Here is a 15,817-nt window from a genome sequence, read left to right on the forward strand (position 1 = left end):
CAAAGCAGCGCCGCCCTCGCCGGCTCCTCAATGGGCACCCTCACAGTCCGATCACCGTTCTCCACAACGCCCTGCGGCATGGCCGGCCCGATCCGCGGTCACTACTCCTGCCCTGGGCTGCTTGCCGCGTGGTCCACCGGCGCGTCCAGCCACCCCCGTACGACGGCGAGGTCTTCCTCGGAGAACACCGTCTCGCTGGAGTCGATCCGCTTCAGGACGCTGCGTACGAACGCCTCGCCGATCTCCTCCGCGGTCGGCGGGGGGTCGCGGTAGAGCGGGGAACCGCCTCTAGAGGCGCCGTTCATGACGAACCCGATGTGCTGGCGGCTCACCCGCAGGCCCCCGTCCGCGAGCCTGTCCCGCGACCAGGCAGTGCACTTGGTCATGTTGAACGTGTGCTCGGACGCGTAGTCGGAGAGCGCGCCGTAGACGGCGGGCCACCAGTCCTGGGGGAGCTGGGGCAGGTTCATCAGGTCGCCGAGACGCTCGATCGGCTCCGGCACCGGCACTTTCTGCGTGCCGCCCTCGGGCGGCTGGTGCCGGTTTCCGTCCCACAGCAGGTGCTGGGACATGGTCAGGCCCGGCAGGTTCAGGCTCCACAATGCCCTGGAGAAGCCGCCGAGACCGAACCAGTTCGGACCGATCGTGGCGGCGCCCAGTTCATCGCGCACTTGCTGCGCCAGCGCCGCGAGGTTGAGCGGTTCGGCGGCGCCGTTGTACTCACGCGACACGATCGATCTGAAAGCCTCGTAGGCACCGGATCTATGGGCGGCGACGGTTCCTGGATGTCCGGTGCCGTCGCTTTCCGGCGTGATCTCTCCGCTCGGGTCGTCGTCGAGGTCGATGGATTCGCCTTGGACGAGCGCGAGCATCTGATGACCGTTGAGTACCTGGTCGGCGATCGAGGTGTACGCCTCGGCCGCGTCCAGCGGCGACATGATGAGCGTACGCCGGTCCGCGCGGCGCAGCCGTTGGAGCAGCGGCGTCATGTCGGAGTCGCCCGAGGCGATGATGAACTCCTCGCACACCGGCTCCGTCGACAGCGCGTCGATCGCGTCGACGACCACCCTGATGTCCGCTCCGTTCTTCGTCGCGTTGTATCGCGGGCAGTCGACGATCTCGAACCCGGCCCGCACGAACGCGCCCCGGTAGCGGGAGAAGTACTTGCGCTCCGTACCCATCGGCACGTAACCGCTGGGATTCAGGTAGCACCGCAGCACGAGCCATCGCCGCCGCGCGCCGGTCTCCGAGATCTCCGATAGCCGCCGCAGCCACGCTCCGGGGTCCGTCGCGAATCGCTCGGCCGCCAGTGGATCCAACTCGCACAGGCCGCTGAAGACATTGTCAAAGTCCAAATACAGTGCAGTCCGCATATGGTGCATGGCAGTAATCTAGCGCCATCGCATCTCCTGAGGCCAGATGGCTGATCCTGGTTGCATGGGTGTTCAGTGAGCCTTTTTCGTGCGCTCCTCCCGGACGCAGGCTCCACGCGTTGATGGACAAGGTCCACTGGGATTACCCGGCTCCAGAATGAATTTGCTGCTGAACTCGGGAAGGCCGCTATCGTTCGTTGCCCGCTCGTCGGGTTCTGAATCCCAAAGCAGGGGCTGAAGACGAAGGGCGGCCGTTGTCGGTCTCGGCTGTTCGGGGCCGGGTGGTGCAGGCCGCTTTAAAGATCGTGTCGGCGGCTGGTGTCCATACCCGGCCGTGCCTCTAGCAGGAGGCCTTTGCCCGTGCTTTGCTAATCGCATTCGACCGTTACGGCATTGCGGTCGACCCAGGGGGATGCACGCGTGCCGCGCGGCGGGGCGTGCGGCAAGGAGGGACAATGCCTCTTACGTCGAAACTCTTCCGCGACGACGTGGCGCTGCAGAAATGCCTGGTGTCGGACGCCGGCCACGTCACACCCGGCGCCCGGGGCGACCACGTCTCCAAGATCCAGGCCGCGCTCGTCACGTTGGGCGCCGGCGTGATCGCTCCTGACGAGATCGAGGGGATGCTCTACGGCCAGACGACGGCGCGGACCGTACTGGCCTTCAAAGGACCACCGCGCAACATTCTGGGCCCCGGCCAGACGACGCCGGACAACATCGTCGGCAAGAAGACCATCGCCGCGCTGGACAACGAGCTCGTGGCGTTCGAGAACAGACCGCCGCCCGCCGTGTTCAGCCTGTTCGTCTCTCTGACCCATGAAGGATCTCCCCACGACCACAGCACGTGCCCGAGGGACGCCGGCGGGCACCTGGTCGACCACATCGCCACGCCGATCAACCCGGGCCTCGGGCGGAAGGTGAACATCGGCGGCGAAGGGGAGACCCGGTACCAGGGCTTCGAGGATTTCGTCACCGACTCCGGAGTCATCGGCGGACCACCTCGCCCGCTGACCGACGCCATTCCCCGCGACACGGTCACCGACATCGCACTGCGGTCCGCGCCCATCACGCCTCGCGGAGAGAGCGAGATACGCCGGATCGCGGCGTCCGGCGCGCGCCTCACGATCGCCACGAACGCGTACACGCTGCCGAAGATGGAGCAGATCGTCCAACGGCTCGGCGGGACCGTCATCGAGCGCATCTCACTGCCGGACACCTCGGTCCCGGACGGACTCGGCTACCAGATCCTGGTCGTCGTACTCCCGCCCAAGTTCTGACCCAAAGTCAACACGACACGGCTCGCACCGAGTTCCGTGCGGTGCCTCCGGTCATCCCGTGAGCATCCTGCCTACGACGTGCTCATCAGCCGCCGACCTCTACGCCATAGCCGAACCAGTACCCGCACGGCCTCCATTCAGGGGACGGGATGGAGGTGTCCCCTTCCGAGATGGGAGGGAAGTACTCGATATCTACCCATGGTTGGAGCCACACCCCAGGCCGCCCCGAGGCGATGAGCGCGTCGGCGTCCACGACCACACGCCAGGCGAAACTCCCGTCCCAAGTGGGCGGTAGCCCGAAAGGCCCAGGACTGTCTGTCGCCGGCTGCACGCTGAACCAGCCGGCCGATTCCGGGTCCGGTGCTCCGATGTTGAAGCGTAGAGACGCATCCATGCCAGGACCGCGGAACTTGAACAAGATTTCGCGGCCGCCGTCGGAGAGGTCGAGGTAGGTATCCGGATACGAGGTCCCTCCCCATCCCGGCGGGAGTGGCCGGGAGAAGCGACCCTGTTCGCTGACGGCCGGTGTGAGACCAGGTGATCGCACGCGTCCCCGTAGGTGGTGGCGCTCGTACCCGCCCTCGGCCGGCATGATGATCTGCACGCCGGCTTGGACGTAGGCGTCCGCGGCCACCGTGAACTGGTCGGTCTCGACCCGGAACCACGAAGCCGGGGTCCCCTCGTCCGGCAGGATGTCGAATGTCGCGGTGACGGGGTCCGTGCCCGCGTTGTGGATGACGAAGTTGATCGTGCCGCGCAGCATCCCCGACCCGTCGTCGGCGACGTTCACATCGATCGGCGGGGTCTGGGTCAGTCCGCCTGTGTCCACCCAGATCTCCAGCTCACCCATGGTCGTCCCCTTCCGGCGGCCATCCGCCCGGGATCGGGATGTGGTCGATCAACACCGTGCGTTCGGTCAGCTCCGGCGGCTGCGCGCCGAGGCCCTCCTCCGGGGCCGCGAGATCGCCGAGCGGAGTCAGGTCTTCGACCTCCCGCACGCGCAGCCGCAGCGGCCGGCCTCCGGGCGGCAGCGGCAGCTCGATCGGCGCGCCGGACGCGTCGCCGGTCCGCGTGAACGTCGGCAGCGGGCGCCACGCGGGCAGGCCGGGGTCGGTGGCGGGGTCGACCGCGATCAGCTCCGGCGCCGGGCCGCCGTCCGGGGCCTCGTCGATGCCGACCTCGACTCGGTTCGGCGGCCGCGGCCCGACGCCGTGCACCCGGACGAGCAGCCGTCCCCCGGCGCGCTCGACGACGATCTCCCGGTCGGGCAGGAGCGGCACCCGCTCCGTCGTGGCCACCGGCGACAGTTCCAGCGCCGGCAGGCTGTACGGCTGGTAGCGGGCCACGGCCAGCCGTACGAAGGGCCGGTACGCGCGCATGTCGGCGGGCGGGGTCAGCGCCACCTCGGCGCGCCACGCGTCGCCCTGGAAGGTGACCGGGCACGCGATCACCGATGCGGTCAGCTCACCGCCGGGCAGCCGCACGGAACGCGCCTCGCCGCCGAACCACTCGGCTCCCGGGTACCGGCCGACGCGCGGCGATGCGTAGACGGGGTCTCCGGCCAGCTCGGTGACCAGATGCGCGGCATCGCCGGGGCTCTCGGACGCGACCACGCCCAGGCACTCGCCCGCACCGGTCGCGTACCAGGGGCGGGCCAGCTCGACCACCAACCGGTTGCCGGAGCGGCGGCGTACGATCCGGTCCGGCCCGGTCTCCTCCGACCAACGGAAACCGGGCAGCACCGCAAGCACCTCGAGTTTCGGCGGCCGGGCGGACGACGGCACCACCACGGTGCGCGGCTCGCCCAGGAGCTCGAACGCCCCCGGCGGGTCCTCCGGGGCGAAGTACGGCCGGTAGCGGCTCACCGCCTTGGCGGTGTAGGTGACGTCGCGATGCCGGGTGTCACCGAGCTGGTGCGCGAAGCGCAGTCGCGGCGCCTGGTCACGGTCGACGTCCCGGTCGTGCACGTGGCCTGCCGTCATCGGCTGTACGGAGTCGTCCGACCATTCCTCCCAGGCGGCGGCGACCTCCACCCTGCCCGTGCTGGCGGTGTGCAGCCCGTCCTCGGCGAATTCCGCCGTGACGATGGCCGCCGTGTCGCCCTCGCCGCGAGTCGCCTGCAAATCCCGCCATACCGGGGCGATCCTGGGCCGGCGTACGGCGTGCACGGCGTGCACGGTCACCGGCGGCGAGAGCAGCGGGTGCCGCCCCCGGAGCGCGTTCCCGCTGGTGACTCCGCCGGGGGCGGCGCGCGGCCCGAGCCACTCGTGGACGGCGAAGTGCGGGAGGAAGCCCGGCGTGACCGTGGAGGAGAGCTCGACGTCGGCGCTCTCCCCGGGAGCCAGGTCGATCCGGAGCCGATCGTCGTTCTCCCAGCTGAGCGCGACCCCGGTGCCCTCGGGCACGTGGTCCCCGACCACGACGGTCTTGGAGTCGGTGCCCGGCCAGGGGCGCCAGTCCGCCGCCGACCACGGCCCGCCGGCGTACGCGGCCACCCCGGCGGCCGCCGGGTCCGGCAGAGAGAGCGCGGGCTGGTCGCCGGGCGCGACCCGCAACGCCTGCGCGGCGAGCCGCCAACTCTCGGCATCGGTCATCGAGTCGAATACGCCGTGCTGCTCGATCAGCGCGAACACGGCCGCCGGGGGATGCAGCGTGCAGGCGTCCCGGGCGGCGTAGCGGGGTTCGGCGGCGGCGAACTCCTCGGCGGTCATGCCCTGGTCGCTGCGGATCACCAGGTGGTCGACGGCCGCGCCCGGCAGCGGTGCGGAGTCCACGTGCAGGCGGGGCGGCGCCACCGGCTCGGCCCGGCGGTAGGCGATCTCGTCGCTGGCGCAGGCGTCGGTGACGGCGTCCAGATCAGGGCCGCCGCCGGCGATGTCCGCCACGCGCACGCGCAGGCGGTAGCGCCGGCCGAAACGGAGCCGGGGGAGCGCCCCCTCCGGCACGTCGAAGCTCCAGTCCAGGTTGTACGGGGCGGCCATGCGCGGGGCGGCGGCCTGCCAGGTCCGGTCGGGACGGTGGGCGAGTTCGGGAGGCGGCACCGCGAGGCTCCAGCCGTCCCACCGCACCACGATCTCGTCCGCGCGTATCACGCCGTCCTCGCCGCGTACGGCGGCCAGGTGCTTGACGTGGCCCTCCTCCCGGCGGCCCCGCCCGGTCCCGATCTCGATACGGTCGCCCGCCGCGTCGAGCACCGAGTAGGCGGCCTCGCGTGCGCACAACGACCGCCACCGGGGGTCGTCGGCGTCGAACACGTCCACTCGATAGCCGAGCACCAGATCGGTGGCGTCCAGTTCGTCCTCCGCGTTGCCGTCGGTGGCGTGGACGCGGTTGTGGGCGCGCAGGGCGGCCCGGTCGAGTCGGTCTTCGAACTCGCGTTGCCGGTCAGGGCGGATCAGCATCAGCCCGGCCGACCGTAACGCGGGCAGTTGTGCGCCCGGCCCGCTCGGCGCGGAGGGCCCGGCCGGATCAGTGCCGGAGGCGAGCAGCCGTGCGGCCGCCCGCAGTCCGATCACCCCGCCGTCCACGTCGAAGGTCGCGATCGCCCAGGGCGGCGTGTCGCGCGTCTCGTCCACCAGGTCGATCCGCGGTGCGTCCGACAGGTCGACGACCCCCCGCCGTACGTCACCGGCCCGTTCCGGGCCGGCACCCGGCCAGAATCCCTCCGTGTCGAGCTCGTACCACGTCCACGGCGAGGTGAGCACGAGGTCGGTGCCGTACGCGCGCACCGACAGCCGATCGCCGTCGTCCAGCTCGCCGGCGTCGATCAGCAGCTCGAATACCAGCCCGAGGTCACGCAGCACCTCCGGATGCTCGCGGATCAGCCCGAACGTGCGCCGGAAGTCCATGGCCGAGTCCAGCAGCGGCGAGTCCCGCGGCGGTTCCGGCGGAGGGACGGCGGCCCACGGCCGCAGATACCGCGCCAGGTCGGGGGCGCCGTCGGGTTCGGCCAGCGCCTCGCTCACCTCGCGGTACGTCAGGCCGATCCGCTGGGCGTCGCCGTACCGGGGCGTCACCAGGGCGCTGTCCGGCTCACGCAGGCCCGCGAACAGCCTGGCCGCGTCGCCCCGGAACACGGCGTCCCAGACGTCCTGGCGGGCCACGGAGTCGTACAGCACCGGGCGGAACCGTGTCGCCTGGACGCCTGAGGGATTCTTGACGTACAGCCGGAAGTCCAGGTCGTCGAGCAGCATCCTCGGCCACGTGTCCAGGCCTTCGGCCGTCAGGGAGTCGCCGTCGAGCCTCGGAACCACGACGACCCGCAGCACGGCGGGCCGGCCGATCTCGTGGCCGGGCACGTCGGCCGGGGTGAGCAGGCGGTTCGGGACCGCGATCAGCACCAGGTCACTCATCGCCCCGGCCTCGGTAGAAATGGACTCCGTCTTCGCAGGCGACGGTGAGCACCCTGCCGTCGGCGGTGAATCCCAGGTCGTGGGAAACGCCGGCCACCGGACCCCACCAGAAGGCGTCCGCGTCGTCGCGAACCCCGCGTCCGACCGCCTCGCCGTCAAGGTCGAACATGTACAGGTACGGCTGCTCGGTCGCCACGAGCAGGGCGCGTCCCTTCGGATAGAACACCGGCCGGGTGACCGGGTACGGCAGCCGCCACGCGGTGTGCGCGTCACCGGGGGAGGAGACCGAGGTCACCCGCACGTCGTTGCCCGCCGCGGTCGCGAGCAGCCGGCCATCCGGGCTCACCGCGACCTGGTCGATCCCCGTGTGGTGGGGGATCGTCTCGGTGAGGCCGGTACGGATGTCCACGAGCACCAGCGCGGCGTCGGCGTTGCCGCTGGTGATCACCAGCTTGGCGCTCCCTTCGCCGGGCACGGCGAACGCCAGAGAGGTGATCTTGCCGTCGACGTCGATCGGCTTCTCGAGGATCTGCTCGCCGTCGTGGCGCAGCAGGCGGCAGTGGTTCCGGCTCGCCACCGCGATCACCGCGTCGTCGGGTGATTCGGCCGGAAGCGCCGCGACCCGCTCGAGCGGTTCGTCGAACTGCACGCTCGTCGGGTCCTGCTCGTTGACGTCGTAGAACCGCAACCACGTGTCGCCGCGTACGTCGACGAGCCGCCGGTCGTCGACGAACGCCGCCTCGCGCGGGGCCCGGGTGGCGGCGGAGGGGCGCCGCGGCCAGGACTGCAACGGCGTGCCGAGCAGCGTACGGGCCACGAGTCTTGTCTCGGCAAGCCACACCGCGCAGTGGTCACCGCTCGGGCTCACGGCCAGGCCGAGCACCCGCGCGTCCGGCTCGCTCTCGTAGAGGGGTACGGCGTCGCCGAGCCTGCGGAAGTACTCGAAGCCGCCGGGCCCATCGCCCGCACCGACCACGCCGATCCAGGTCCGTTCCCGCTCGGGCGCCTGGGAGTCCGGGATCGTGGCGAGCACCATCCGGTACGGGGTGCCGCGCCGCTCCCACTGCTGCCGGTGGGTCCACGCGGCCGCCGCGACGTCGTCGATGTCGTAGCAGGTGACCCGGTTGCCGCCGCACAGGGCGATCCGGGTGCCGGAGGGGTTGAACTCGATCCGGCCGGCCTCGCCGTCATGCCGCCAAAGGCAGGCGCCGGTGCCGGCCTCGAGCAGCGTCACCCCTGGGCCGGACGGGGTGGCGTTCACGGCCAGCAGCCCGCCGTCGGGGCTGAATCGGACGCAGCGTGGCCTGCCCGCGGCCGGGTCCAGCCGCAGCGTACGGAAATCCTTCGCCGGGGCCAGCCCGGGCAGCGTCCGGACCGTGAGCTCGGAGCCCGAGGCGTAGGCCACGAACTTCCCGGACGGACTGGTGGCGATGCCGTGGTAGCCGACCGAATCTCCGGCCGGGAGCCGGTACTCGACGTACCCGTCGCCCTCGAACTCCATGATCCAGCCGGAGGTGCCGGGCTCGCCACCCGCTTCGTCCACCCAGAAGGACTCGCCCACCGCGAGGAGGATCTCGCCGGTGGCCCACTTCAGCTGCCGGCACTCGCCGAGGAGGGGCCGCGTCTGCTTCGAAGGTCGCGGCTCGCCGGTAGCGCAGTCGACGATCGAGGGTGGCGAGCCGTACGCGAGCAACGAGGGCGAGCCGTCGGGTCCCAGGCACCACGGCTGGCTCAGCAGCAGCGACACGGACCTGGTCCACCCGGCAGGATCGCCCGGCTCCATCGCGTAGGCGAGGAACCCGTCATCGGTCCACGCCAACAGGAACGGATCTCCGACGTCGCCGAAGGCGAGGTCCCTCGCGCCTTGGTACTGCCGCTGCCAGAACCGTTCGCCGGTGTGCACGTTGAGCCCCACCAGCCGCTGGAACGGCTCGGTGTCGTGCGGAACCTGCATCCGTTCGGCGTACGCGCAGACCCCGTACGCGGCCTGGACCGTGATCGCGGTGAGGGTGCCGCGGGGCAGGCCGCTCGGATCCTCTCCCCACGCGGGCTGAGCCTGCCCGCCGGGCACCGACAGCTTCAGCGGGGGATCCGTGGTCCCGGTACGGGCGGCCAGCAGATGATCGCCGTCCGTCCAGAACAGCCGGTCCGGGGCGAACGGCAGGTCGAACTCGGCGACCGGGGGGACGCTGCTCACGGCTCCTCCTTCGAAGGCGCGGGCGCGAAGCGGCTGCGGTACCGCCGCCAGTTCTCCAGCCCCGGGTCGTGGTCGCCGTCGGCGGTGAGGGCCGCGAAGGCCGCGGGCCGGGTGAGTGCCGGCGCGCCCCCGCCGACCAGGCGCCATTCGCCGCTGTCCAGCTCCACACGCTCCGACCAGAACAGGACCTCGATCTCGAGGATCACGGTGGCGCGGCCCACCAAGTCGTTCGTCGCCGACCGGTACGTCAGCTCCAGCCTCAACTCCACCGAGACCGAGACCAGCCCCAGCACGTCCAGGGCGCCGCCGATCCGCAGGTAGCCGCTGACCTCCAGCTCGCCGGAGTCCCAGACGAACCGCACCCCGCCGAGGATGTGGGCCTCGCCGCGCGCGACGTAGAACTCGACGGCCACCAGCGCCCCGAACTCCAGCGCCGCCTCCAGCCGCCGCAGCCCGTTCTGGTCCGCGGCGAGCTCCAGGTAGCCGCCACCGCCGAACGCCATCACGGTCAGCACGAACGGGTTCGTCCGGCCGGAGAAACCGAGCACGACCACGGGTGACGCGCCGGTGAAGGACACGTCGACGCCGGCCCGGAACAGCATGTTGCGCATCACGAAGACGCCGCATGTCACGGCGGGCAGCGGCAGCGTGTAATCGACCGCGACCCCGTCGGTGGACGGTGTGATCTTCGGCCCGGCGGCGCCGATCGCGACGTTGTCGCCCAGCTCCTGGAGCAGCTTCAGGCCGCCCAGCAGCTTCGCCCCGAGGCCCTCGACGGTGAGCCCGTTGGGAGGCGCGCCCTGGTCCGGCGGCTCGGGCCCGGTCCGCCGGACGTACGTCATCTTCGCGAACGACAGCTCGAGCAGCGGGTTGGACGTGGGCAGCCGCAGCCCGAAGTCATGCAGTGTGCAGGTCGCGCTCGTGCCGGTGTCGGACGCGACCACGTTCAGTTCGAGACGGGTGGTGTCCGTGGCGACGAATCCCGGAAGGTTCTTCCGGAACGTGACGGCGCCCGGCTGCGACCAGCTCATCGTGACGACCGGACCGCGGCCCGGCCGCATCTCCGATGTGATCATCGGAGGCACGTCGATACGTTCGATGATCTCGCGCAGCGGGTAGCCGAGCAGGCCGGCCCCGGCGTCGAACAGGCCGGCCGGGGAGGACACCAGGGCGCCCGCGGCGGCCTTGACGGGGCCGTAGTCCCGGGAGATCGCGTTGACCCGGTACGCCAGCGCCGCCAGCCCGCCGGAACGCTCCGCCCGCCCCGCGAAGTCGATCGGTATCGCCTCGCCTGCGGCGAGCTCGAGCATCGCGAACGCCGACTCGCCCTGCTCGGCGAAGGCGTCGGTGTACCGGAACGGGTGGTAGGCGTCGGCCTGGTCCAGCAGCCGTCCCAGCGCCGGCAGCGTCATCTCCAGCTCCTCGAGGACGGCGCCCGGATCGGCGTGGTCGAACCGGCCGCCGAGCGTGAAGCCGCGGACCAGGTGGACGTCCGCCGGTGCGGCCTCGGGCGCCCGGGCGAGGTCGAGCGGGGTTGGCGGGATCGTGACCGTGACCCGGCCGTAGAACCTCCCGAGTTCCTCGGCGAGCCGCGAGGCCGCCGAGGTGTCCAGCGACCGGTCCGCGACGAACACGAGCGGGACTTCGAGCCGGACGGGTCCGTTCGGCGCGTGGCACTCCACCGGGAAGAGGAGGGGCTGCCCGGCCGAGGCCATGGGCCGGAAGTACGTGTCCCTGCGCTGTCCGTCCCCGGCATCGAAGCTCTGCCAGTCGGGGTGCTCGAGCTCGGTGAAGACGGTTCGGGAGACCTCCACCTCGTCGAAGGGGAACCGGCGGCGGATGGCCGGGTCCCGAGACCGGCCGCGTACTGGCTCGACGACCGTGAGCTGGTAGGCGTGGCGAAGCACCGCGACCTGCTCGGCCGCATCGAAGGCGCGCACCACCGACTTCTCGTAGACGGCCCGGTGCCCGAACGGGTAGAGGTAGCCGCGGGCGAGGAAGCGGACGGACATGTCCCGGCCGAGTACGGCGCTGTGGTCCCATTCCGCCTCCGGCCAGCGTCCGGAGGCCACGAGGGAGCCCCCGAGCGCGCTCAGCTCGAACAGGCGTGACCGCGCCGGCGCATTGCCCGTCAGCTCGGCAAGGGACTGCCGGGCGAACCGGTCGAGCGCCGGCACGAAGTCCGGAGGGTCGCCGATGCCTGCCGCCGTCCCGTCCACCACCACGAGCTCCACCCCCGAGCCGGGCTCGGAAGCGTGCAACCGGGTACGCCACAGCGGGTTGGTCTCATCCGGGACCGTGCCGACAGGGTGGCCGGCCCGCAGCGGGCGTCCGCCCTGGCCCTGGGGGCGGACCTTCAGCCGCCACGGCAGCTCAACCACGCTACCGGCGTCGACGGCGAGCTCGCCGGCGGCCCGGACCAGGCCTTCCACGGTGAGTTCGACCCTGTTCCCGGCCGGCACGACGAACCGCAGCGCGCTCGACCCGGACAGCCGCGCCCGCCGCCGCCCGGCGGCCCCGGCGGTCTCGGCGATCGTCTCCTCGGCCAGGTGCTGTGGCGGAAACCAGAGCGTGAGAACCCCGCCGCCCGGGTCGGCCACCAGCGCCGCCCCTCCGCCGGTGACGGTCATGCCGGACCACTCCACCCCCAGCAGCAGGTGGTCCGCCGGTCGCGCCACCAACGCCCTGATCATCGCCTCGTCCCCGTCACATCACCCTCATCTCCCAAGGTGACTCCGAGCGCGGCCGCCACCGCCGGGAAGCCACATGCACCCGCTCACGGAGCCGGGCCGATGCGAATCCGGCGGCCCTGCGGGCGGCTCCTCGGGATGCGACACCAGGATTCGTACGGCCAAGACACCGGTCGGCATCGACGTCGGCAAGCGCGCGCAGCATCTCGGTGGACAACTCCATGGGCCACCTCCTGAGGAGCTGGCCACTCAGCCACATGGACGGCGCATCGCGGGCGACATACTGCGCGTGGCGGGAAACCCAACTCGTACAGGCCAGACTCCGGAGTGGCGATCCTGGAGTCAAGACGCGCAAAGCGCGTAATGGCGTTCAGGCCACACATGGCCTCACGCCGGGCGCTCCACGGTCCGGGCGCACGATAAAGGCGTGCGAAGGAAGTCAGCCTTGCTGGTCGTGCTGTGTCATCCCTCGGATGTGTCGGGTTGCGGTGGCGCAGATGGTCTGCGCTCGGGTGGGCTGCGTCAGCTGGGCTGCCCTGTGAATCGACGCCATGGTGCGGCGGCCTGGGTAAACGGTGCGTCACAGACAGTGATCGATAGGTGGGTTGGGGGCATTTCGAGGGGTAGGCAGAGCGTGATCAGCCGCGCCCTGGATCGTGGGTGACGCGGTAAACCTGATCTCGCTCGGCTGGCCAGCGTCCACCGGGCGGCGCATTCGGCGGCGGCTCGTCGGTGCCGCCGTCGTCGGATCAGGGTGGCGGACCTGCTGACCGGCGCGCCGGCCAGGCAGGCGAAGGACATCGCCTGCTGCTGGGGGTGCGGGGCATATGCAGAGGAAGGTCCATGGAACTGACGGCCACGACGACCATTCGCAAACCCGTACCGGAGGTCTACGCGTTCTGGCGCGATCTGGAGAACCTGCCGACGTTCATGGCACATCTCGCGGAGGTGCGCGGCACCGGTGACCGCAGGAGCCATTGGGTCGCCAGCGCCCCGTTCGGCGAGGACGTCGAGTGGGACGCGGAGATCACCGACGAGGCTCCCGGCGAAAAGATCGGGTGGCGGTCGACGGGCGACGCCGACGTGCCGAACTCCGGCACGGTCCGGTTCATGCCGGCCCCGGACGGTGCGAGCACCGAGGTGCATGTCGGCTTGGTGTACGACATTCCGGGCGGCACGGTCGGCAAGACGGTCGCCAAGTACTTCGGCGAGGAACCGCACCAGCAGCTCGACGACGACCTGCGCCGGCTCAAGCAGGTGCTGGAGACCGGCGAGGTGGTCCGGTCCGACGGCGCCCCGTGGGGCAAGCGGGCCCGCAAGGAGTTCCCGCAGCGTCCAGCGCAACCGCTCTCGGAATCCGAGCTCGCGAAGGGAGCGGACGAGTGAGAGCGAACACCTGGGCGGGCCGCAACAAGGTCGAGGTCCGCGACGTGCCGGACCCGACGATCCTGAACAGGCGCGATGCCATCGTGCGGATCACCTCTATCCGCGATCTGCGGCTCTGACCTGCACCTGGTCGACGGGTACGTGCCCACGATGCAGGACGGCGACGTCATGGGCCACGAGTTCATGGGCGAGGTGGTCGAGGTCGGCGCGGGCGTCGATCCGGACCGGCTGCGCGTCGGAGACCGGGTCGTGGTGCCGTTCCCGATCGCCTGCGGCGCGTGCGCCGCCTGCGCCGCCGAGCTGTATTCCTGCTGCGAGAACTCCAACCCCAACGCCGGGGTCGCGGAGAAGATGTTCGGTCACCCCGGTCGCCGGAATCTTCGGTTATTCGCATCTGACCGGCGGCTTCGCGGGCGGACAGGCGCAGTACGCGCGGGTGCCGTTCGCCGATGTCGGTCCGCTGAAGATCGAGTCCGACCTGACCGACGAGCAGGTGCTGTTCCTCTCCGACATCCTGCCCACCGGCTACATGGGCGCCGAGATGTGCGACATCCAGCCCAGTGACGTGGTGGCGGTGTGGGGTGCCGGCCCGGTCGGCCAGTTCGCCATGGACAGCGCCCGGGCGCTCGGAGCCGCGAAGGTCATCGCCATCGACAAGGAGCCCTACCGGCTGCGGATGGCCGAACGGGCGGGCCATACGCCGGTGAACTTCGAGGAGGTCGACGTACGGTCCCGGCTGCTCGAACTGACCGGTGGCCGGGGACCGGACAAGTGCATCGACGCGGTCGGCCTGGAGGCCTCCCACGGCAGCGCGCACATCGCCGCCTACGACCGGGTCAAGCAGGCCGTACGGTCGGAGACCGAGCGCCCGCACGCGCTGCGCCAAGCGATCCTGTCGTGCCGCAGCGGCGGCGTGGTCTCGGTGATCGGCGTCTACGGGGGCCTGCTGGACAAGTTTCCCGCCGGCGCGTGGATGAACCGGTCGCTGACCCTGCGTACCGGTCAGTGCCACGTACAGCGCTACATGAAGCCGCTGCTGCGGCGCATCGAGCGCGGAGAGTTCGATCCGACCCGGATCATCACCCACACGCTGCCGCTCGACGAGGCGGAACGCGGCTTCGAGCTCTTCAAGAACAAGCAGGACGACTGCGAGAAGGTCGTCCTCAAACCCTGACGGCCCTCCCCGGCCGGCCGCCGCGGCGAGCGCGGTGGCCGGCTGCGGGTCTTTCCGGCGATGCCGGTTTGCGGTGCCGCCCGGCAGTGCGGACGGGTGCTGCTGTGAAGGCGGGAGCTACCCGTCCTTCTCGTCCCGCCAGCCGCCGGGGTCGGGATGGTAGCCGTAGGCGGCGGCCCGGACCGTGTCCTCGTCCTCCAGCCCGGAGCCGATCGCGCCGCCGACGGTGGCCATCGAGCTGATGATCCAGGCCAGCATCAGGTAGTCGGTGGAATCGACCGGCCGCTGCAGGGTCTGCTCCAGCACCGGTGCGTCGATCAACAGCGCCGCGGCGAGAATCGTTCCGGCGAACAACACCAGATAGGACACCGCGGTGGCCAGGGTGAGGGTGAGGATCGTGCCCACGTTGAACAGCCGGGCCAGCTCGGCCGGTGTCTCCCGGTCCGGTTTCTCCCACAGGTCGTGCGCGATGATCAGCCAGGCCACCAGTGCGGTCAGCCCGAGGATCATGATCGCGGTGAGGCGGAGTGGGCCCAGCGCATCGCCCATCTCCCAGATGGTGCTGGTGGTGAGCGCGAACGCGGCCGTGCCGAAGACACCGACCAGTAGCTTGGACAGGCCCAGCAGGGCCCGCCCCGGGCGGTTCGCCCGGACCATCCCGGTCACCAGCCGCACCCGGCCGATCAACTGTGAGGCGACGTAACCCAGTTCCCCGGCATCGGTCTCGCCGACCACCCGGTGAATGGCGCCGACCTGGCTGGCCAGCTCGCCCGGTGCCTCGCCGGCCGGCGGTACCCGGTCCTGGCGAGCGTCAGTGAGCAGCCGGCCCACGAGCTCCGGAACGGCGGCGCGGACCGCTCGCAGATGGCGCAGCCCCAGCGCGGGCAAGGACACCAGCGCGACTCCGCGCCGGGCGGACGTCCGCGCGACCAGCGGCACCCCGTCGGTGTGCAGCGGCAGGTCGGTCAGGCAGATCGCGACGTCCCACCGGGCGTCGGCGCGCCGGCGGGCGAGATCGTCCAGTAGCGCCTCAACGCCGCCGTCGCGGCGGGGGGCCACCTCACCCCAGCCTTCCCGGACGGTCCACCGCACGTCCGCGTCCACCCGTTCGCCGAGCAGGCCGGCCAGCTCAGCGGTGAGTCGCGCCACCACCTTGGCCGGATAGTCCGGCGGGGTCGCCACGAGCCCGACGACGATCTCCGGCCGTTGCTGATCACTGGCGGCCATGGACGCTCCCCACCGGTAGCCGTATGAAATTCCACGTCTGGCTACCCGCGGTCGCGCGACACATGTGCCGGGGACCGGATCCGCTCTGAGGGGAAGCAATCTGCTGATCGGCTATCCAGAGCCGGAGGCAAACGCTGGGAC

The 15,817-nt window shown here is 71.0% G+C and carries 10 protein-coding genes and 1 pseudogene; 5 read left to right on the plus strand and 6 right to left on the minus strand.

Going from position 1 to position 15,817, the window contains the following annotated elements; translation table 11 throughout:
- Positions 1 to 101 precede the first annotated feature (101 nt).
- On the minus strand, positions 102 to 1,382 hold the full coding sequence (locus ABD944_RS03500; protein WP_345172289.1) for an NYN domain-containing protein: 1,281 nt from the start codon (positions 1,380 to 1,382) through the stop codon (positions 102 to 104).
- 446 nt (positions 1,383 to 1,828) lie between these two features.
- On the opposite strand from ABD944_RS03500, the gene ABD944_RS03505 reads away from it, so the two are divergent.
- Positions 1,829 to 2,650 carry a hypothetical protein gene (locus ABD944_RS03505; protein ID WP_345172291.1) on the plus strand — a complete coding sequence of 274 codons (822 nt, stop codon included), beginning with the start codon at positions 1,829 to 1,831 and terminating at the stop codon, positions 2,648 to 2,650.
- 85 nt (positions 2,651 to 2,735) lie between these two features.
- Here the strand turns inward: ABD944_RS03505 and ABD944_RS03510 are convergent, their stop codons facing one another.
- From ABD944_RS03510 to ABD944_RS03525, 4 genes are read right to left on the minus strand one after another with little or no spacing between them, the layout of a single operon-like run.
- Positions 2,736 to 3,500, minus strand: a complete 765-nt coding sequence (locus ABD944_RS03510) for a hypothetical protein (RefSeq protein ID WP_345172293.1) — start codon at positions 3,498 to 3,500, stop codon at positions 2,736 to 2,738.
- On the minus strand, positions 3,493 to 7,002 hold the full coding sequence (locus ABD944_RS03515) for a hypothetical protein (protein ID WP_345172295.1): 3,510 nt from the start codon (positions 7,000 to 7,002) through the stop codon (positions 3,493 to 3,495). Before ABD944_RS03515 ends, ABD944_RS03510 begins: the two co-directional genes overlap by 8 nt.
- Positions 6,995 to 9,199 carry a WD40 repeat domain-containing protein gene (locus ABD944_RS03520; RefSeq protein ID WP_345172297.1) on the minus strand — a complete coding sequence of 735 codons (2,205 nt, stop codon included), beginning with the start codon at positions 9,197 to 9,199 and terminating at the stop codon, positions 6,995 to 6,997. The genes ABD944_RS03515 and ABD944_RS03520 overlap by 8 nt, the downstream gene beginning before the upstream one ends.
- Positions 9,196 to 11,892: a hypothetical protein gene (locus ABD944_RS03525; protein ID WP_345172299.1), complete on the minus strand. Its 2,697-nt coding sequence runs from the start codon at positions 11,890 to 11,892 to the stop codon at positions 9,196 to 9,198. Before ABD944_RS03525 ends, ABD944_RS03520 begins: the two co-directional genes overlap by 4 nt.
- An 840-nt stretch (positions 11,893 to 12,732) precedes the next feature.
- On the opposite strand from ABD944_RS03525, the gene ABD944_RS03530 reads away from it, so the two are divergent.
- The 4 genes and pseudogenes from ABD944_RS03530 (at position 12,733) to ABD944_RS03540 (ending at position 14,449) form a co-directional block, all read left to right on the plus strand.
- Positions 12,733 to 13,275 (plus strand): SRPBCC family protein, encoded by a 543-nt coding sequence (locus ABD944_RS03530; protein WP_345172301.1) that lies wholly within the window; start codon positions 12,733 to 12,735, stop codon positions 13,273 to 13,275.
- Positions 13,272 to 13,394, plus strand: a complete 123-nt coding sequence (locus ABD944_RS03535) for a hypothetical protein (RefSeq protein ID WP_345172303.1) — start codon at positions 13,272 to 13,274, stop codon at positions 13,392 to 13,394. Before ABD944_RS03530 ends, ABD944_RS03535 begins: the two co-directional genes overlap by 4 nt.
- A 31-nt stretch (positions 13,395 to 13,425) precedes the next feature.
- Positions 13,426 to 13,557, plus strand: a pseudogene (locus ABD944_RS42360) (alcohol dehydrogenase catalytic domain-containing protein); the annotation flags it as partial.
- 154 nt (positions 13,558 to 13,711) lie between these two features.
- Positions 13,712 to 14,449, plus strand: coding sequence for a zinc-binding dehydrogenase (locus tag ABD944_RS03540; protein ID WP_345172305.1), 738 nt, complete (start codon positions 13,712 to 13,714; stop codon positions 14,447 to 14,449).
- 117 nt (positions 14,450 to 14,566) lie between these two features.
- On the opposite strand, the gene ABD944_RS03545 is transcribed toward ABD944_RS03540, so the two are convergent.
- Entirely contained in the window at positions 14,567 to 15,676 is a 1,110-nt protein-coding gene (locus ABD944_RS03545; protein WP_345172307.1) for a hypothetical protein, read from the minus strand.
- Between the last annotated feature and the right edge of the window lie 141 nt (positions 15,677 to 15,817).

Source organism: Actinomadura verrucosospora (assembly GCF_039540335.1).
GTDB lineage: Bacteria > Actinomycetota > Actinomycetes > Streptosporangiales > Streptosporangiaceae > Spirillospora > Spirillospora verrucosospora.